Annotated in this window: 17 protein-coding genes; 12 read left to right on the top strand and 5 right to left on the bottom strand. The window is 47.1% G+C overall.

Translation table 11 applies throughout. The annotated features are described in order from the left end of the window. Positions 1–131 precede the first annotated feature (131 nt). The 3 genes from QUA74_RS02135 to QUA74_RS02125 all read right to left on the bottom strand — a co-directional run bounded on the left by QUA74_RS02135 (position 132) and on the right by QUA74_RS02125 (position 4,401). Complete coding sequence (locus tag QUA74_RS02135) at positions 132–1,805, bottom strand: asparagine synthase-related protein (protein ID WP_333324518.1); 1,674 nt, start codon at positions 1,803–1,805, stop codon at positions 132–134. A gap of 13 nt (positions 1,806–1,818) precedes the next feature. Continuing rightward, on the bottom strand, positions 1,819–3,264 hold the full coding sequence (locus QUA74_RS02130; protein ID WP_333324516.1) for a serine/threonine-protein kinase: 1,446 nt from the start codon (positions 3,262–3,264) through the stop codon (positions 1,819–1,821). A 132-nt stretch (positions 3,265–3,396) separates the two neighbouring features. After that, positions 3,397–4,401 (bottom strand): LysR family transcriptional regulator, encoded by a 1,005-nt coding sequence (locus tag QUA74_RS02125; protein WP_333324514.1) that lies wholly within the window; start codon positions 4,399–4,401, stop codon positions 3,397–3,399. A 243-nt stretch (positions 4,402–4,644) separates the two neighbouring features. Here QUA74_RS02125 and QUA74_RS02120 point away from each other — a divergent pair, with 243 nt between their 5' ends. The 9 genes from QUA74_RS02120 (at position 4,645) to QUA74_RS02080 (ending at position 12,950) form a co-directional block, all read left to right on the top strand. Then, positions 4,645–5,358, top strand: a complete 714-nt coding sequence (locus QUA74_RS02120; protein ID WP_333324512.1) for an NnrU family protein — start codon at positions 4,645–4,647, stop codon at positions 5,356–5,358. 44 nt (positions 5,359–5,402) lie between these two features. Beyond that, positions 5,403–5,780 (top strand): thioredoxin family protein, encoded by a 378-nt coding sequence (locus tag QUA74_RS02115; protein ID WP_333324510.1) that lies wholly within the window; start codon positions 5,403–5,405, stop codon positions 5,778–5,780. A gap of 355 nt (positions 5,781–6,135) precedes the next feature. Further along, entirely contained in the window at positions 6,136–8,181 is a 2,046-nt protein-coding gene (locus tag QUA74_RS02110; protein ID WP_333324774.1) for an NAD(P)H-quinone oxidoreductase subunit 5, read from the top strand. 452 nt (positions 8,182–8,633) lie between these two features. Then, positions 8,634–10,220 carry a photosynthetic/respiratory NAD(P)H-quinone oxidoreductase subunit D1 gene (gene ndhD1, locus QUA74_RS02105; RefSeq protein ID WP_445251604.1) on the top strand — a complete coding sequence of 529 codons (1,587 nt, stop codon included), beginning with the start codon at positions 8,634–8,636 and terminating at the stop codon, positions 10,218–10,220. A 157-nt stretch (positions 10,221–10,377) separates the two neighbouring features. Then, positions 10,378–11,376, top strand: coding sequence for a restriction endonuclease (locus tag QUA74_RS02100; protein WP_333324508.1), 999 nt, complete (start codon positions 10,378–10,380; stop codon positions 11,374–11,376). A gap of 262 nt (positions 11,377–11,638) precedes the next feature. Next, complete coding sequence (locus tag QUA74_RS02095) at positions 11,639–11,875, top strand: type II toxin-antitoxin system Phd/YefM family antitoxin (protein WP_333324506.1); 237 nt, start codon at positions 11,639–11,641, stop codon at positions 11,873–11,875. Further along, a complete protein-coding gene (locus QUA74_RS02090) occupies positions 11,872–12,255 on the top strand; it encodes a type II toxin-antitoxin system VapC family toxin (protein ID WP_333324504.1) in 384 nt (127 codons plus the stop codon). The genes QUA74_RS02095 and QUA74_RS02090 overlap by 4 nt, the downstream gene beginning before the upstream one ends. 60 nt (positions 12,256–12,315) lie before the next feature. Further along, entirely contained in the window at positions 12,316–12,588 is a 273-nt protein-coding gene (locus QUA74_RS02085; protein ID WP_333324502.1) for a hypothetical protein, read from the top strand. After that, a complete protein-coding gene (locus QUA74_RS02080) occupies positions 12,585–12,950 on the top strand; it encodes a clan AA aspartic protease (protein WP_333324500.1) in 366 nt (121 codons plus the stop codon). The genes QUA74_RS02085 and QUA74_RS02080 overlap by 4 nt, the downstream gene beginning before the upstream one ends. A 249-nt stretch (positions 12,951–13,199) precedes the next feature. Here the strand turns inward: QUA74_RS02080 and QUA74_RS02075 are convergent, their stop codons facing one another. Next, positions 13,200–15,710: an ATP-binding protein gene (locus QUA74_RS02075; protein ID WP_333324498.1), complete on the bottom strand. Its 2,511-nt coding sequence runs from the start codon at positions 15,708–15,710 to the stop codon at positions 13,200–13,202. 335 nt (positions 15,711–16,045) lie between these two features. On the opposite strand from QUA74_RS02075, the gene QUA74_RS02070 reads away from it, so the two are divergent. After that, positions 16,046–16,531 carry a hypothetical protein gene (locus tag QUA74_RS02070; RefSeq protein ID WP_333324496.1) on the top strand — a complete coding sequence of 162 codons (486 nt, stop codon included), beginning with the start codon at positions 16,046–16,048 and terminating at the stop codon, positions 16,529–16,531. Between the two features lie 101 nt (positions 16,532–16,632). On the opposite strand, the gene QUA74_RS02065 is transcribed toward QUA74_RS02070, so the two are convergent. After that, the gene (locus QUA74_RS02065) at positions 16,633–17,625 is read right to left on the bottom strand and encodes a Rieske 2Fe-2S domain-containing protein (protein ID WP_333324494.1); all 993 of its coding nucleotides are present in this window, start codon (positions 17,623–17,625) and stop codon (positions 16,633–16,635) included. A 52-nt stretch (positions 17,626–17,677) separates the two neighbouring features. Between QUA74_RS02065 and QUA74_RS02060 the strand changes: the two genes are divergently transcribed. Continuing rightward, entirely contained in the window at positions 17,678–18,487 is an 810-nt protein-coding gene (locus tag QUA74_RS02060) for a TetR family transcriptional regulator (protein WP_445302118.1), read from the top strand. A gap of 327 nt (positions 18,488–18,814) precedes the next feature. Further along, positions 18,815–19,300 carry an ester cyclase gene (locus tag QUA74_RS02050; RefSeq protein WP_333324492.1) on the top strand — a complete coding sequence of 162 codons (486 nt, stop codon included), beginning with the start codon at positions 18,815–18,817 and terminating at the stop codon, positions 19,298–19,300. Position 19,301 lies beyond the last annotated feature (1 nt).

Raw genomic sequence — 19,301 nt, 5'->3', positions numbered from 1 at the left:
GTTTAATTCGGTTCTATAAACAAGAGCGAAAACCGCCTAGGGAAAATGCCGCTGTCGATCGACAAATCTGGGCGTCAACTGCTGAAGTTGACACGACAAAAGGCACGGCCCCCTACCATAATTTGGGGTAACTAACGGCGATTCACTTGTAACCAAATTTCTAGCGTCACCAGTAGCCACAGCTTCAGCCCATAGCGGGGAAAAACTTCGCCACGATAGTTTAGCCACTCGCGAATTAGTGTTTGATCGAGATAAGGCGCGATCGCCGCATGACGATTCAGCAACAACGATCGCGCTTGCCGCTGCCAATCCCTCAAAAACCACTGCTGCATCGACATCACCATCCCACTTTTCGGACGGTTGACAATGACATCGGGCAGCAAATCCGCCACAGCCGCCTTGAGAACCGCTTTTTCCTGCGCGCCCGAAAGCTTATATTCTGGCGGAATTTGCAAACTCAGTGCCACCATCCGCGCATCGAATAGGGGCGATCGAGCTTTTAGCCCCGCCGCAGCCGTGAGATTATTCACCTTGGTCAAAATGTAATCGGCTCCTTTAAACTCAATGTTGAGCCGCATCAGCCGATTCAAAAACGTCGTTTCTGTCTGTTGCAATTCCTCAGCAAAGACGGAAGGCGCATTCTTCACCTTTTCCCAAACCTCCGGCTTCAGCAAACGTGGCAAATCCACATAGCATTTCTGAAACGAAGTCAAGTAAGCTGCGATCGGATCTGGTTTACCCTGAATCGAACCATACAAACTGTTGAGCAGCATCGGCTTATTTTTCGGCCCGCCAAAGCACGGATCGCCACCTTCGCCATTGAGTACCACGTCTGCGAATTGCTTTGCCGATCGCCCCAACAGCAAATTGGGAACCGTCAAGCCTTCCCCCACCGGATCATCCATCGCCGCCAGCGTTTCCGGCAGCAACTCCCAAATTTGCTTTGGCGAAACTTCTAAAATATGGTGCTCAGTGCCACAATGTGCTGCGACGATGTTGGCAAATTCAATCTCGCTGGGATATTGAGCGCCAAAGTGCATCGAAAAAGTGTGTACCGGACGATCGTGCAGCCTTGTGGCGATCGCCGTGACGCAACTGGAATCAATACCACCCGAAAGGTATGCTGCGACTGGTTCTCCCGCTGGTAGCGCTTCCTGCACCAGTTGTTCCAAAAGCGATCGCACTTGTTGACTATGCCATTCCAAAGGGCGATCGGCGTTAGTAATTTGCTCCTGTGGCTGCCAGTATCTCTGCGCCTCAATATCCGGTAAGTACAGGTAGCTACCGGGCCGCAACTCTCGCACCGCTTCCCACAGCGTTTGTGCTCCCGGTACAAATGCACAGCACAAATAGTCGCGCAAAGCAACTAAATCGAGTTCTCGATCGTGATACGGATTGAGCGATCGCAGTCGAGGCGCAATCCAGCGAGTCGTTCCTGTACGGGTGTAATAGAGGGTTTTGGCTCCAACGCGATCGCGCCCCAGACACAAGGTTTGCTCGTCTCTATCCCACACGGCAAGGGCAAATTGTCCTTCCAGTAAGCTCAAAGTTTGAGCGCCTGACTGTTCCCAGAGCCGGCCGACGATCGCCAAATCGGTCAATCCATCTGTATCAATATGTTGTTTGATAATTGGGGTGCGATCAAAGCAGCAGTCACCTACCAGCACAAATCGCTGATTGGGGCTGAAGGTGGGTTGATCTCCGATTATGGCAAAACCGGACGTTTCCCAAGTTGCAGGGTGGGATCGGGCTTCTGGGCCCCAAGCAATGACCCAATTCGGGTTAATCAACTTCTGATTTTGCATCGATTTAATTAGCTTAAAAAATATTAGAAAGTAACTTATAAATCAAGCGAAAAATAGCTGTGCCAGCGATCGCACCCAAAGCACCCAACCATCCCACAAACAACACGCCAGTGATCGGAGAATTCGGATAAATCGCACCTGCCGCCGTCTGTAAAACCGGAAAAAACCACAGCAAAGCCACAGTACCTGCACCAATAATCAACATCTCAGTTTGTTCGATCGCCCTGCGGTACTGGCCGTAAATCAAACCCGCCACAATCATCCCCAACAATCCAATACTCAAGCCAGGAGAGGGCAGCAAACTCGTCAGGGCGATCGCCAGCACCCCCCCCTCAAAACCCGTAAACGCCGCCCCCGACAAAACCTCCCAAATCGAAAAAGTCCTTCTCTGCGAAGGTTGCAGCCCTCCTGGAGGTGTTGCAGGAACCCGTACAGGAGGAGGCAGAGTCGGTTGAAGAGGTATCGGAGGTGGCGCCACCACGACTGTAGGTGGTTGAGAATGTTGTTGAGGCCGAGACATCAGAGCCGCTTCCACCTCACTCGCAGATTGAAAACGCTGGCTGGGAGCTGATAATAACATTCGATCGAGAACGTGAGCCAAACGCGAACTTACCGGCGCCCGCGAATGCCAATTCCATTCGTTTCTGTAACTATCAAAAAGCTCCGTCGGCTGCAAACCACTCAGCAAAGTAATACAAGTCACAGCCAAAGCATACAAATCCGTTGCCGGATAAACTTCTTGCCCGCTCATCTGTTCTGGCGGAGCGTAACCCAAAGAATAAATACCAGTCGAAGCTTTTGCACTCCCAACACTTTGTGTTACTTGTTTAACAGCCCCAAAATCTAATAAATAAAGGCGACGATTTTTAGCCCGCATAATATTAGCAGGTTTAATATCCCGGTGAATCGAACCGCGAGAGTGCACAAAATCGAGAACCTTCAAAATTTCCCGCAGCACCTCCACCGTTTCCGCCTCCGAAAACCTGCCTTTAACACCTAGTTCATCCTCCAAATTTGTACCGTCAATAAATTCTTGAACCAGATAGAAAAACTGATCGTTTTTTCCCGGCTGCAAACTCGTAACAGTCAGCTCAAAAAAAGCGAGCAAACTCGGAATTTGGGAATGTTCGTTTCCCAGTTCTTCTAGCACCGCCGCTTCCCGTTCAAACAGAGTTTGAGCGATTTTTAGCTGGGGCGGAGTTAGACTTACCGACGGCTGCAAAAGTTTAGCAACGCACTGCCGCATTGCGGGAGTATAGCGGTCTCTGGCCAAAAATGCCGCCCCAAAACCGCCTTGACCCAACAACCTCACGGGCAAATAGCGGCCGCTCAAAATCATGGGCATCCCGCAAGCGGTGCAAAACTTTTGCTGCACCGTTTTCAGCCGCGAACTGTCATCGAGGTCGGGAAAATAGTTTTGAGGGCGCGGGCAGCCCGGTCGGGTGCAGTAAACTTCCATTTTTGTTTGGTAAGAAGAAGGAAGAGGGAAGAAGGAAGAAGGAAGAGGGAAGAGGGAAGAAAAAGCGATTGTTAAATCAGAGTTGGATTTATCAACTAACCGCGAACTGCTAACTGCCAGCGACCTAATAGATTAAGCTCCCGCCGAGTTGGGAGTTGCTATTTCTATGAATCCCAAATCGAGCGCCGGGGGTTCTTTCCTCTCCTGGATGGTCGAATAAGTAGCAAACTGGGGCAAAATTTCATTGCTGAAAGCCTCTGCTGCTTTAGAACGGTAGCGGTTGGGGTTGTAAATCAGCGACAAAATTCGAGTTACCACAACTTCGTCCATTTGAGATTTGTGCAAGACGCCCATGAGCAACTCTTTTTCGATCGCCGAAACCGAGACAAAAGCAGCTCCCAGCCCCGACTGAACGGCATTTTTAATGGCTTCGATCGAATTTAGTTCCATCTCTATTTTCAACCGGCGCGTGTCTATGCCGCAGCGAGTCAGCACCTGATCGATTACTTTGCGGATCGTAGACTGCGAATCGAGGGATATAAACTGCAATTTGTAAAGGTCTTCTTTTTGGATAGTTTCTTGTTGTACCATCGGGTGAGACGGAGGAAGAATCAGAGCCAGTTCGTCCTCAGCGTAAGGAACAATTTCTAAAGCTTCTACAAGTTCGGTAGGAATTTCTCCGCCAACAATTGCCAAATCGATTTGCCCGTTGGCCACACTCCACGCCGTGCGGCGAGTGGAGTGAACGTGAAGCTGTACTGCTACATCCGGGTACTTTTGGCGAAACATCCCAATCATCCGGGGCAGCAAATAGGTTCCCGTTGTTTGGGAAGCGCCGACGATCAAAGTACCGCCTTGGAGATTTTGCAAGTCTTCCAGAGCTCGACAAGTTTCCTGGCAAAGCGATAAAATTTTCTCGCCGTAACTCAGCAGCAGGTGTCCGGCTTCGGTCAGTTGCGCCCGCCGCCCCCCCCGGTCAAACAGCGGCACGTCCAACTGTCTCTCTAAGTTTTGCACCTGCAAGCTAACTGCTGGCTGGGATACATAGAGGCTGTCCGCGGCGCGTTTGAAGCTTCCTTCAGAGGCGATCGCCTTGAGAATGCGTAACTGGTCTAAAGTGAAAGGAAGGTCAGACATATATCTAAATTGTCAGTTGTCAGTTGTCAGTTGTCAGTTGACGGTTGACGGTTGACTGTAGGCAGCGAACAGCAAACAGCGAACAGTCAACAGCGAACAGTCAACAGCGAACAGCGAACAGCGAACAGTCAACAGTCAACAGCGAACAGTGAACAGTTAACTGACTGATAACCGCTGAATGCTCCCATAGATACTTTGTGACACAAATTGGCCGAGAATCAATAACTTTTCTTAATATTTGCAATGACGATCGACTTGGCGCTCGACTCCCACTTAGTTATTCTGGGCCTGTTACTGGTTTTTGCGATCGCCCACAGCGGTTTAGCAGCCCTCCGGCCAAAAGGTGAAAAGCTGATCGGGCCGAGACTTTACCGCGTTTTGTTTGCCCTAGTCAGTTTGCCGCTAGCTGTCATTCTGATTGTCTACTTTTTCAACCATCGCTACGACGGCGTGCAGCTTTGGCAAGTACAGGGAGTACCCGGAGTTAAACCCGCAGTTTGGATACTTTCGGCAATTTCCTTTCTGTTTCTGTATCCAGCAACTTTCAACCTCCTAGAAATTGCCGCCATCCAAAAGCCCCAAGTTCACCTCTACGAAACTGGCATTATTCGCATCACCCGTCACCCGCAAATGGTGGGACAGGTGATTTGGTGCGTGGCCCACACCCTGTGGATTGGCACTAGCTTTACCCTAGTCACTTCCATCGGTTTGGTACTTCACCACTTGTTCGGAGTGTGGCACGGCGACAGTCGGCTTCAGGCTCGTTTTGGAGAATCCTTTGAAACCATCAAATCTCGAACCTCAATTATTCCTTTTTTGGCAATCCTGCAAAAGCGTCAAACCCTTGATTTGCTTGAGTTTCTGCGCCCTTCCTACGTAGGTGTAGTGATTTTTACCGGTTTGTTGTGGGAAATTCATCCTTTTTTGATGCGTGTAACTAGGAACATATACTGGTAGCATGATCCCTAGGATAGAAAAAAATTATTAAATTTTGAGGGCTCATGGTGTTGTCGGTTAGCGAACGCACTTTTGCACAAGAGGTGTTTCAAGCCTCTACCCCCGTTTTAGTTCACTTTTCGGCGCCTTGGTGCGGTTTGTGCCGCGCGATCGACCCCACGCTTAAGACTTTTGAGGCACAGTGGGCAGGAAAAGTCAAGCTCGTAGGGGTGAATGCAGATCAATGTTTCAAGTTGGCCCACACTTATCGGCTGACAAGTCTGCCCACGCTGATTTTGTTTGAGGGCGATAAAGTTCGATTTAGATTGGAAGACTACCAAGGACGCGAGGAACTGCGGCGGACTCTGGATTCCTGGATGCTCGCGGCTCACCTAGCTTCCCCATCTCAACGGCTGCAACTTCAGGAAGTAGCCAACCGGTAATGGTCCCAAGGCATTCGGCTCTGGTGTAGAAGGCATTCGGCTTTTATGTAGAAAGCAGAAAGCTTTCCCCATTTGTCTATCAACCATCTGACACCAAAATAAATCTCGCCGTCTTGAAGGCACAGGACTGTGAGATTTATCGTATAGTTTCTGTTGGCACGAGAATAATAATTTTCGCAGTTGAGTGCGATCGTCTCGCGAGGAAAAAAGTAGTGCGAGCGCGAGACGATCGCACTCCGGTATAGCGATACTTAAAGAATTGGAGCAAGTATTTTGGCCCAGTGGCGCAGCCGTGTGTCACAATTGTTTACAGTTTTGTCAATATCTAGTAGAAACTTTAAACTACCTATCAGTCATGGAACTGCTTTATCAATATGCTTGGCTGATTCCAGTCCTGCCACTGGCAGGCGCAATGCTAGTAGGTCTAGGCTTAATCACCTTTAACCAGGCAACCAACAAACTCCGACAAGCGAATGCGATATTAATCGTCTCCGCACTCGGAGGGTCAATGGTACTCTCTTTCGCATTGCTGTGGAGTCAACTACAGGGCCACGCACCCTACACCCGCACTATTCAGTGGGCTTCTGCTGGCGACTTCTCGCTGAATATGGGCTATATCATCGACCCCCTGACGGCGGTAATGCTGGCGATCGTAACCACGGTCGCCTTTTTGGTGATGATTTACACCGACGGTTACATGGCGCACGATGACGGGTACGTGCGCTTTTACGCCTACCTGAGCATCTTCAGCGCGTCGATGTTGGGTCTCGTAATCAGCCCGAACATCGTTCAGATTTACATTTTTTGGGAACTCGTAGGTATGTGTTCGTACCTGCTAGTCGGATTTTGGTACGATCGCAAACCCGCTGCTGACGCTTGCCAAAAAGCTTTTGTCACCAACCGCGTCGGCGACTTCGGCCTACTGCTGGGCATCCTCGGCATTTACTGGGCCACCGGCAGCTTTGAATTTGAGGTGATGGGCGAACGCCTGCACTCCTTAGTCGAATCCGGTGCTCTTTCGGCGACTCTGGCGACAATCTTCGGCGTCCTGATATTTTTGGGACCAGCAGCCAAATCCGCTCAATTCCCCCTCCACGTCTGGCTACCAGACGCAATGGAAGGCCCGACACCGATTTCGGCTCTAATCCACGCCGCCACGATGGTAGCCGCCGGCGTATTCCTGATCGCTCGGATGTACCCGGTGTTTGAGGGGCTGCCGGCAGTCATGAATTTGATTGCCTGTACAGGCTGTTTTACGGCATTTATGGGTGCTTCGATCGCGATTACCCAAAATGACATCAAAAAAGGCTTAGCCTACTCCACCATCTCCCAACTCGGCTACATGGTGATGGCAATGGGCGTCGGCGCTTACAGTGCCGGACTTTTCCACTTGATGACTCACGCTTACTTCAAAGCAATGCTGTTCCTGTGTTCAGGTTCAGTGATTCACGGTATGGAAGCAGTTGTAGGCCACAACCCTGCACTCGCTCAAGATATGCGAGTCATGGGCGGCTTGCGGAAATATATGCCGATTACCGCTTCTTGCTTTTTAATCGGAAATTTGGCAATCTGCGGAATTCCGCCGTTTGCTGGTTTTTGGTCAAAAGACGAAATCCTCGCCAGCGCCTTCGCAGCAAATCCCGCTCTGTGGGCTGTTAGCTGGCTGACGGCCGGGATGACCGCGTTTTATATGTTCCGGATGTATTTCAGCACCTTTGAGGGCGAATTCCGAGGAAATGACAGCGCCATCAAGCGGCAACTGTTGCAACCCGGTGTTGTTTTCGGCCCTGGAGCGATGAACGTTAAGGAATTGGCATCAACTGGTGACAGTCACGATGAGCACGACCATTTGCCTCACGAATCTCCTCTGACAATGGCTCTGCCGTTAGTGGTGCTGGCAGTACCTTCTGTGTTTATCGGTTTTCTCGGTACGCCGTTTGCCAATTATTTCGAGCAGTTTGTTCGTGCTCCTGGCGAGTCTCTCGAGGAAGTTTTGGAACACGCTGCTGAGTTCAATTTGACGGAATTTCTAATCATGGGCGGAAGCTCTGTAGGTATTGCTTTGCTGGGCATTACTTTGGCTTCTCTGATGTATTTGAGCCGTAAAATTGACGCAAGTGCGATCGCCCAAAAAATCAAACCGCTTTACGAGTTCTCCCTCAACAAGTGGTATCTCGACGATATCAACGAATTTCTCTTTGTCAAAGGCAGCCGCCGTTTAGCGCGGCAAGTCATGGAAGTGGATTTGCGAGTCGTCGATGGTGTCGTCAACTTGACAGGGTTTATCACCTTGGTTAGTGGCGAAGGTTTGAAATACTTTGAGAGCGGTCGCGCTCAATTTTATGCCCTGATTGTGTTTGTCGCAGTTCTGGGTTTTGCGATCGTTTCGGGAGTTAGTTAAATCTTTAGGGAAACGGCATTGTCCATTGGTGTCAACTTAAGGTAAAAGTTAGTACCGGTCTGCTGTCTGACGATGAGGCCTCGATCCCCCCTTAATAAGGGGGGAACTGGAAGCACTCAAAGTCCCCCTTCTTAAGGGGGATTTAGGGGGATCGAGACTCGAAAAAAAGCGACATTTATTATGGGCTTCAGTCTTAAGTTGACACCAATGAGCACGGTGGCGTGTCCACCAGGAGATATTTTAAGAAATGGTCTTAGGTTAGTAGCTCCATAAGTCACAATTGACAATTAACCAATAGAAATAAATCTTTGATTAAAATTAACTGTTGCGATCGCATAATTTGTCCAAATAATAGCAAAAAAAAATGTTCCGTCTAAAGAAAGTATAAAATTTAGGCCAAAATTGGCAAAATGTGTTTAAACCTAATAACTGATGGATCATTTTAAAACGCAATGGATACAGCTAACTTTCCCTGGTTAACAACAACAATTCTGTTTCCCATTGCTGCGTCCTTGCTGATTCCTTTAATTCCCGATAAGGATGGCAAGACGGTGCGGTGGTATGCCCTAATTGTCGGTTTGATCGATTTTGCCCTACTTGTTTACGCTTTTTACACTCAGTACGACTTCAGCAATCCAGATTTGCAACTGGTAGAAAGTTATACTTGGGTGCAGCAACTCGATTTGAATTGGTCGGTGGGTGCTGACGGTTTATCGATGCCGCTGATTTTGCTGACTGGTTTTATTACTACGCTGGCTACTTTAGCAGCTTGGCCGGTCACATTTAAACCGAAGCTTTTTTACTTTTTGATGCTGACAATGTACGGCGGCCAAATCGCAGTTTTTGCCGTACAGGATATGTTGCTGTTTTTCCTAGTTTGGGAACTGGAATTAGTCCCAATTTACCTGATTTTGTCAATCTGGGGCGGCAAAAAACGCCTCTACGCAGCAACTAAGTTTATTCTATACACCGCAGGCGGTTCGCTCTTTATTTTGCTGGGCGGGCTGACGATGGCGTTTTACGGCGATACTGTGACTTTCGATATGCGGGCGATCGCAGCTAAAGATTACGCCCCCAATGTAGAATTGCTCCTGTACACAGGTTTCTTAATAGCTTACGGCGTCAAACTGCCGATTTTTCCCCTCCACACTTGGCTCCCTGACGCTCACGGCGAAGCAACCGCACCCGCCCACATGTTGCTAGCAGGAATTCTGCTAAAAATGGGCGGTTACGCTTTACTGCGGATGAATGCGGGAATGCTCCCGGATGCTCACGCTACCTTCGCACCCATCTTGGTAATTTTGGGTGTGGTTAACATTGTTTACGCCGCCTTAACTTCTTTTGCTCAGCGAAATTTGAAGCGGAAAATTGCTTATTCTTCGATTTCGCACATGGGGTTTGTGTTAATCGGGATAGCTTCGTTTACCGATTTGGGTGTTAGCGGTGCAATGCTGCAAATGGTTTCCCACGGTTTAATCGGGGCGAGTTTGTTCTTTATGGTGGGTTGCACTTACGATCGCACTCACACCCTCATGCTCGATGAAATGGGCGGTGTCGGGCAAAAAATGCGTAAGGTTTTTGCTATGTGGACTGCTTGTTCTATGGCTTCTTTGGCTTTGCCGGGAATGAGCGGTTTTGTAGCAGAATTGATGGTGTTTGTAGGTTTTGCAACCAGCGATGCTTACAATCCTGTGTTTAAGGTTTGCGTGGTATTTCTAGCTGCTGTCGGGGTGATTTTGACTCCGATTTACCTGCTGTCGATGCTGCGTGAAATCTTCTACGGCCCTGAAAATAAGGAATTGTCGGAACACGAAGAGTTGGTGGATGCGGAACCGCGAGAAGTGTTTATTATTGCGGCTCTGTTAGTGCCGATTATTGGCATTGGTTTGTATCCGAAGATGCTGACTCAGGTTTACGATGCGACTACTGTACAGTTGACTGCAAAGTTGCGCGATTCTGTGCCTTCTTTGGTGGCTAAGGCTGCTACGGATAAAACTGTGTCTCTGCGTGCTCCTGCGATCGAGCCGAGCAAGTTGTGATTTAAACTGGATATATAAGAAAACCCCCAAACCCTATTTTAAAATAGGGTTTGGGGTTTTCTATTTGTTTTTTCGGTGGGGCGATCGAAACTGAATTATTTGGTAGTTGTGCTATCCTAGTAGTGCAGTCTCTGTTAAAAACATTACATTAGCAGCCATGCCGACACCTTCCACAAGTGATTTACCAAAACCTAAATCTTGGGATGAATTTGAGGATATTACATTGGAAATTTATAAACGAAAATGGCACGACAATCATGCACAGAAATATGGCAGAAGTGGACAGCCACAAAATGGTATTGATATTTATGGTCGGCAAAACAGTTCCGGCAACAAGTATATAGGTGTTCAGTGTAAAAGATATGAGGATAACAAGCTAACCAAGAAAATAATCAAGGAAGAGATTGTCAAAGCAGAAGGCTTTTCACCTCCACTCAGTGAGTACATTATTGCAACTACGGCATCAAGAGATACAAAGCTTCAAGATTTGGTCCAGTCTTTAAAGGAAGAGCGTGAATTAGAAAATAAGTTCCCTGTCTATATAGTGTTTTGGGAAGATATATGCAATGACTTGGCAGATCCCAATAATCGTGATTTACTCAAGAAGTATTATTCTGAGTGGGAAGAGATATTTAGCAATCAAGATAAATCTATAAGTAGTGAGCAGGTTGCATCTATTCATTGTCTTTTGAGCTTGGAAATACAGCAAGACTGCAACTTACTTCAGGAACTTTTTAATCAAAATCAAGATGCTTTATCGAAAAAATGGCAATCATGCTTTAGTGAAAATCGCGGCGTATGGCGAGATACCTCGTCTCGTTTACTTCTTGCTCCAAGTAGTAGAGAGTTAATGTCAAAAATTCAAATTTTTTACCAGCAATTGGATGATATTGAGAGGAAATGCAAAAGTCTACTTACCTTGAGATCTAGAATTGAATTGGTTGACTCAAAACCCATATATACAGATTCTAAGGGTGAGCTTTTGGGATTTGGTACAATGCCTTTATCACCTTTGGCTAGTTGCTTCTTCACAGACTCAGACCTGAGAGAGTTATTTAATTTAAAGGAAAAATACTCTACGAACTTCAATAAGCTGAAAGAAAAAGTTCAGGAAACGCTGAATCTTGGCAATCAAATAACTTGTGAGTTCAATTAAATTATGCAATTGCTCGGACTTGATATAACAAGCCAGTTGTAGGCCGACTGTATCGAGGTAGTTGAAAGTGGAGTTGAGAATTTTCAGGAACCGATCGTGCTTCGATCGCAATACCCAATACATTAAAAATACCAGTAGATTGATCGCTCTTTAATTCACTAATTATGATTCAAGACTTATCCTAACTGGGAGCATACGCTCCATCATCTACAATTGAGTGAGGCGGAGTATTCTCCATGAAGCTTTATACTGAGGCATTTTTATGTTGAACGTGACAGTTGACGAAATTCAGCGCGATCCTTCAAAGTTTCTGCGTCAAGTGGAAGCAGGTGCAACTTTTATTATCCTGCTTGCAGATAAGCCGATCGCCGAACTCAGGCCTATTTCTAGCAGCAAGCAATTGCGACCATTCGGTTTGTGTGCAGGCGAGTTTACTGTTCCAGATGATTTCGACGATCCTTTGCCAGAAGATATCCTCTGTGCATTTGAAGGTAAATGAAGATTCTGCTAGATACGCACATATTTTTATGGTTCATCAGTGGTGACGCCCAGTTATCAACATATGTTCGAGATGCAATTCGCGATCCAGATAATCAGGTCTATTTGAGTGCAGTTTCAGTCTGGGAAGCAATTGTCAAGTACCAGTTGGGTAAGTTACCTCTGCCGGATCATCCCGAAACATATTTACCCAAACAGCGCGATCTTCATCAAATTGTCAGTCTTTCTCTGGATGAAAGTAGCGTAGCTCAACTGGCTAAACTGCCACCATTACATCGCGATCCATTTGACAGAATGCTTATAGGTCAAGCTTTACAGAATGTTATGACTATTGCGACAGTAGATAGAGCAATTCGTGCCTACTCAGTCAACGTTATGTAGCAGTGTAAGTGAGCTATCATATCCATAACAGGATCAAAAGTTACAAAAAAGAGGGAATGTATGCAAACAATCCTTTTGAGTCGTGAAGAAGTCGCTCGTCGTGCGAAACATTTGTATGAGAGTACCATCCGCCAAAAAATTGAATTAGAAGAGAATATTGGCAAGATGGTCATCATTGATATTGAAACAGGTGACTACGAAGTTGATAAAACTGGGCTAAAAGCCGCACGTAGTCTGATGGCAAAGCATCCGTATGCTCGACTTTTTGGCATTCGTATTGGTTACAATGTGGCTGCTTCGTTCGGTGGTGTAATGGAGCGTGTCAACAAGTGATTTCTGGTATTGTGACCGATCGGCACGCGATCGTCGCGTTGACGTTTCTCCTCCCAAGCGGCTCTACTTTCCCGATCGAGTTTGTCATAGATACGGGCTTCACTGACTACCTATGTTTGCCACCGGAGGCAGTTACCTTACTGGGGTTGCCGTTCCTGTACGATCTGCCTGTAAACTTAGCAGATAACAGTGAAGTCCTAGTAGCAGTTCACGAAGCAATCATCCTTTGGGACGGGGAAGAACGAGAAGTTCGTGTATTTGCTACAGGGCGAAGACCTCTGATTGGAACTGCTTTGCTCGACGAGCAAGAACTTGTGATTCAGTTCACTGAGGGGGGATTAGTGACGATTGATGAGTTGTAGTTTCCAACGCTCGATCGCAATACCGAATACTTAAAAATTACCTGCGGTCGATCGCTCTTCAATGAGCGTGCGATCGCTGCAATACAGGTTTCTATCCTTATTGTTATCCCAAGAGTGCAATATTTGTTAAGGGCGATCGCGCTTCTAAGATTGTTACGGCTTCAGATCGAGCAGTTGGCGGTAATTGACACCCCCATCGATTACTGTACCGCCTCAGATTGTTTGAGGGCTGCACTGAACCCGAAGTGGTTAAGATTGAGCAGCGATGGGGAATCCTGAAATTGTCTGTTGCCGAATGGGGATCTGAATCACAAACTCAGTACCAGAGACAGGTGTAGAAAAACACTTGATTTTCCCGCCATGTTTTTCAGTAATGATGTGATAACTAATCGACATTCCCAAACCCGTACCTTTACCGATCGCTTTGGTGGTAAAAAAGGGGTCAAAAATGCGCTGCTTCACTGGGTCTGGCATACCAATGCCGTTGTCAGCGATCGCAACCTCCACCCATTGATTGTCGATCGCAGAAGTCCTAATCCTAATCTGGTTCGGGGTGTCTTTAAGCTCCTGATACGAGCGTTTGGTATTCATCTCATCTAGGGCATCCAGGGCATTGACCAAAATATTCATGAATACCTGATTGAGTTGTCCGGGGAAACATTCCACCTTGGGCAATGTGCCATAGTCTTTGATCGTTACCACGCCTGGACGATCCGATCTATCTTTGAGCCGGTGTTGCAAAATCAGCAATGTACTTTCAATTCCCTCATGAATATCAACATTTTTGATGTCTGCTTCATCCATGCGAGAAAAGTTTCGCAACGAGAGGACAATACCGCGAATTCGCTCGGTTCCTACCCTTAGAGATGAAATTATCTTGTGGATATCTTCAGTGAGGAATTCCAAATCGATTTCCTCTGCCATTGCTTGCACATCTGGATCGTTGCTGGGATGGCGCTGTTGATAGAGTTCTATCATCTGCAGCAGATTTTGGGTATATTCGTCTAGGTGGGTGAGATTACCGTGGATGAAGTTGACCGGGTTATTGATTTCATGGGCAATTCCCGCAACCAACTGTCCCAAGCTAGACATTTTTTCGCTTTGGATAACTTGCATCTGAGCTTTTTTCAGTTCATTTAGGGTCGTCTCCAGTTCTTTAGCTTGTGCAGTCGAGGAGATTGCTAGTTCTTCCATCGCAGCAACCTGGGGCAGACTTGTCCAGCAAGCAATCGCCACTCCCAGAAATGCCAGCGTCATCAACACAATAATCAGCAGATAGGGATTGTTGGTTCCGGCTTCTACCCGCAGCCAAGAGCGGATGAGCCAACTGATCGTCGCTGCACCACAAATCAGCGCAATCAAAATTGCGACCTGAAGCACCACAAAATCTTCGTTTTTAGGAGGAGTTACTGGCTTGGTATGGAGTCGATCCCACCATGGTAAATGCAAATATGCCCAAGGAATCCGCAGAATCGCAGCGTCGATCGCTATCACTACTAACGGCAACAGCAATCCGAGACCAAAATCCATCCACCCCCAGGCAACACCACCCACCACCAGGGAAATGAACTCCACCACCAGTAATGCTAAGGATAGTCGCCCCCAACGCACGACTGGATCCTTGCGCTGCATCCACAGCCCCAAGTGCAACCCCATGATAGAAATGAAAAAACTCACCCCTGACACCACGACAATTCGAGTGGTGTTGCCCCATACTAAAAATCCTAAACTACATATAAAGGTTAGCAACAGCGCGGGTTCTAGGGCACCCCGACGGGACACTGCGCCAAACACGGGAGACAACAGCCCATCCTGCGCGAGTTGGAAAAGGATGCGGGGCGTATTGCAAACGCTAGTCGCAGATCCCAACAAACAGCTAGCCGCAACCAGCAAAGTGACTATGACAGGGGCAGCGTCTCCCCAGAAAGGCTTGGCAGCCACCAGGAATTTGCCGTACAAATTGCCTTCTAAACCGGCAGCGGTTGCCAACTGCACCAACACTAAAGTGCCACCGACAAACACCAGAGGCATGAACCAGGCAACCCAAGACAGCGCCTTGAGGGTGTCTTTTGGGTGGAGACTGTCTGCTACAAAGGATGAAGCTGTGTCACAGCCATAGAAGCTATAAGCGGCAAACAAGTACCATTTCAGCCAGTCGTGGACACTGATGGCATCAATGCTGCTGGGCAAGAGTCCGGCGCTTTGGGGCGAAAAGGCAAGCCAGCCTAAACCCTGAACGCAGAAGAGGAGTAAAAAGCCGATCGAAGGAAAGACAAAAAAGAGGTGAAGAATGGCGACGGCGCGGGTGCCACTGAATGCTACAAAGTAAGCGATCGCAGTAAAACCGATCTCAAACACTTTTTCTGGAATATTCAGCCCCATCGGTGCTAAATGGAATTGGATCAAATCTGTGATGACGATCGCATTAATGGCCGGAAAGGAAACCCACCCCAAGTAGTAGGCAATCCCCAAGTAGCGGGAAAGGGTAGGGTAACGATCGAGCAATCGCGTGATGTAATTTGGTGTTCCTCCAGATACATCTGGATATTTCTCACCCAAACTCTGAACTTGAAGGTTAAACAGAATTCCGACGATAACACCAGGAATCCAGACCAACAGCGATGCGGAGCCAATTTCTGCTTGCATCAACGGCGATAAGTTAAACCACATCAGATATCCAACCACACTAAACCCCCAAGCTTCCGCAGAGGACATGGTGCGCCGGAGGCGATTCAGAAATGGCACACGATCTATTTCCATAACAAGCAGATAGGGGTAATCCTATTGTGATACAATTGCAATTTTTACACTCAATAAAAAAACAAATACCTAGTCTTTTTTTATAGTGATGAAAATTCTCAGATCGAGCTGATGTACCGGTGAAAGATTGAGGCAATCAGTTGAGGTTGCTAGCGATCACAATACTTAATACCCAATACTTCAAAATTACCTACGGGCGATCGCCCTTCAATTCACTGCGATCGCCCTTTTAGTCTTTAGCCTTAATTATTCTTGTTTCTATAGTTGCTAGAATAGAAGCAAATACTAATTCAACTGCAACTCATGCTAAAAACCGTCGAAGGCACTTGCACCTCTTGCCAAACAATCCCATGATGGTTCATCATGATGTTGATAATTGTTGCCTTCTTCATTCCTTAGCTAATATGCGATCGCTCCTCTTGACTCTTGCTCTCATGTGTTTAGCCACCCCCGCTGTTGCCACAACCTGCGAAGAAAGCTTTCAAAAAAAAGGGGACTTTTTGAATGGTGCCGCCTTTTCTGCCCGTGTTCAGGTTGAGGGGTTATCGGTAGAGAGAGCATTTTCCCAATTACGACCCATTTTGGCCCGCGAGAGCATCAAAACTATTAGCACTGATGTGAGCGCAGGTGTCATGAAAGCTGAAAATCCCGCAACAGCATTTCAGCGTGCTTTGCCAATTGATGTGTTTGCCTCAATGGATGGGAACCTATTAACTGTCGAGATGATCTTTACCCTTCCGAGCGGTGTAGGTGCAAGTAGGGACACCGTGAAGGGATACTTGTGTGGTGCGCTCAATCAATTGTTGCCCAAAAGTAAGTAGTTAGGTAAAAAAATAAGTGCTGGAATGGCTTTATGGGAAATCTAAAAACATTTACCGATTAAGCGATCGGCGTGGCATAACGCTGAAGCCATCTTCATTATCTACCTTGAAAGATTAGGCTCCCTCACATTTGGAAAACTTTCAAAATTGCGCCGTACCCAATCCATCCCAACTTCATTATTGAGTTTAATTTTTTGAGGCGTATCGGGATAAATTTTTCCTAAAATATCCGCATCTTGATCCACCACAACTTTGCCAAAATTGAGATACGTCCCCCCCAACACCTTAAATATAGGATGCTTTGCTTGACCGAACAGCAAAATATAAGTCCGCGTCCGATTTTCGGCTTCTGGTACGAATATATGACACTGTGCACCTTTGCCGAATGGCATTTCTCCATGAAAAATTACTAGGGATGGGAAATGATTTTCTAGGTGCGCTTTAATGGTGCTGGGCAGTAAAAACAAATCTGGTTTTCTGAGCTTTTCTGCCAAAGTGTAAGGGGCAGTAGGCATATCATAAAACGCATGGGATTGATGTCCCTCATCAATGAATTGATGAAATTCCACATCGGTAATCCTAAACAAGTCCCGGTGGGTGCCGTTTTGATGATTATAGTCGTGCATATTTAGCAGCATCGTCAGCAAATTTGTCTCAACGCTGCGATCGGCGGTATGCCCGATGAAGTAGTAAGTTTCTGCGATTTCCTTGAGCACATTGGGAATGGGGACTTGCGGATCGTATTCCCCATAAGACCAAATGAAGTCATCTTGAATAATCAGATCTAACGGTTTTAGTAAGGGCAATGTTTTTTTATTCGATCCGGGTAATACGGTGCAGCCTTCAGCATCAAACTTCAGGGCATGGAACGGGCAGACGACACCGCTTGTGCGATCGCTTTCGGCTTCGCACCATCCTTCCGACAGCATTGCTCCCATGTGCGGACAGGCATTGGGCAAGGCATGGATGGTTCCGGCAGGATCTTTCCACATCACATAGTCGGTGCCATACAAGGAAATTTTGCGAGGTTGGTTCGCTGCCAGCATTGACTTATGTGCCAACAGCCAAGGCGCACCGGGAAGCATAGACTGCATGGTGTTCTCCTTGAGACATAAAATTGTGAGAGATTTGTCGCTTTTCTAGAATATGACAGAATATTCACATTTGTCAAGCAGTTTGCGCCGTCAACCGAAACAGCAGCGTGGTAAAGAAAGAGTCGAAAAAATCTTGGATGCAGCAGCAGCAGTGTTTGACGAGGTGGGCTATTGGGAGGCGACTACCCATCTAATTGCAGCAAAAGCAGGGACAGCCATCGGTTCTCTGTATCAGTTTTTTCCTGATAAAGCGGCCATTTTTAATGCAATGGAGCTGCGTCATGCCGATCGGGTTAAGGGGATGTGGGCGCAGGCGAACACGTCGGAAATCGTTCAGTTACCGCTGCGCGAAATGATTCATACCCTTGTCACTGCTGTTGCAGAGATGTTTGAACAGCCTGTATCACGGGTGGTGTTTGTGCAGTTTTATATAGCGCGCGAGATTTTCCAGTCGATCGATGAAAGCATGACTCAGGAGGCGATCGACTTTATGGCGAGTTTGTTGAAGCAAAGAAATCCCAGCTTGAGTGAGGCGCAATGCAGCCTGTTAGCGGAGGTTTGCGTTCACAGCAGTAATGCTGTCATTCTGTCGGCACTTCGCAACCCCGATCGACAGCATCGCCAACAACTGGTACAGCAGATTGAGGACTTGTTGGTGTCGTATTTAGAGTCGTATGTGGGGGAAGGTCGGTCAAGTAATGTAATGAAAGTAATGAAATGTCCTCATTGTCAATCTGAGCAGTTGTCCAAAAACGGTTATCGACGGGGGAAGCAGTGCTATCGCTGTAAGGAATGTGGCAAACAGTTTGTAGAGAATTCCAGGCGCTCGGTTATTTTGAAGATGAATTTGAATGATAACTGATTAATCGGACACGATATGAGTTGTAGTTTCCAACACTCGATCGCAATACCCAATACTTCAAAATTACCAGTGGTGCGATCGCTCTTCAATTCGGTACGATCGCTCTTTTAGTTTCTAGCCTTATTGGGCGTTGCTGATTTAGGGTATGAAAGGCTAAATATGCAAGTCATAGAAACCAGTATTCACAAAAATTCGGGATTTTCAAGTGATTTTTTTCATACCCTGATTAAGCAACGCCCTTATTGTTCTGCCAAGAGTACGATCTTTGTTAAGGGCGATCGAACGATCGTAAGTCGCGTTACAATTTAGTTCAAAACAAAATTATGTATGCTGACTGACCAAAACAAAGCAATCGTTCTCCAGTTCTACAAAGCGTTCGACGATCACAAAATGGAACAAGCCTTAGAGCTTCTAGCGCCGAATTTTATTGCTCACATGGCGGGAATGCCAAAGCCATTGGACGGGGAGGAGTTCAAGCAGTTCGGGATGTCGTTTTATCTAGCTTTTAGTCAGGGTCAACACGTTTTTGATGAGGTCGTGGTTGCAGACAATAAAGTGGTGACGTGCGGAACATTCACAACAACACACCTCGGAGAATTTCAAGGTTTGCCGCCAACGGGCAAACAAATCAGCTTGGCGGTTATGCACATCGATCGAGTCGAGAACGGCAAAATCGTGGAGCATTGGGGGCAGGGTGATGCACTTGGATTAATGCAGCAGTTAGGGATTGTTTTTTTGCCGGGACCAAAGTTACTACCGCATATGTTGAGAGGTGCTGTGTCCAAACTGTTTAAAAAATCCGCCCATAAATAAG

It is taken from the genome of Microcoleus sp. LAD1_D3, from assembly GCF_036702135.1.
GTDB lineage: Bacteria > Cyanobacteriota > Cyanobacteriia > Cyanobacteriales > Microcoleaceae > Microcoleus.
The sequence above is the reverse complement of the archived record's forward strand: the minus strand, read 5'-3'. Positions and strand labels throughout refer to the sequence as shown.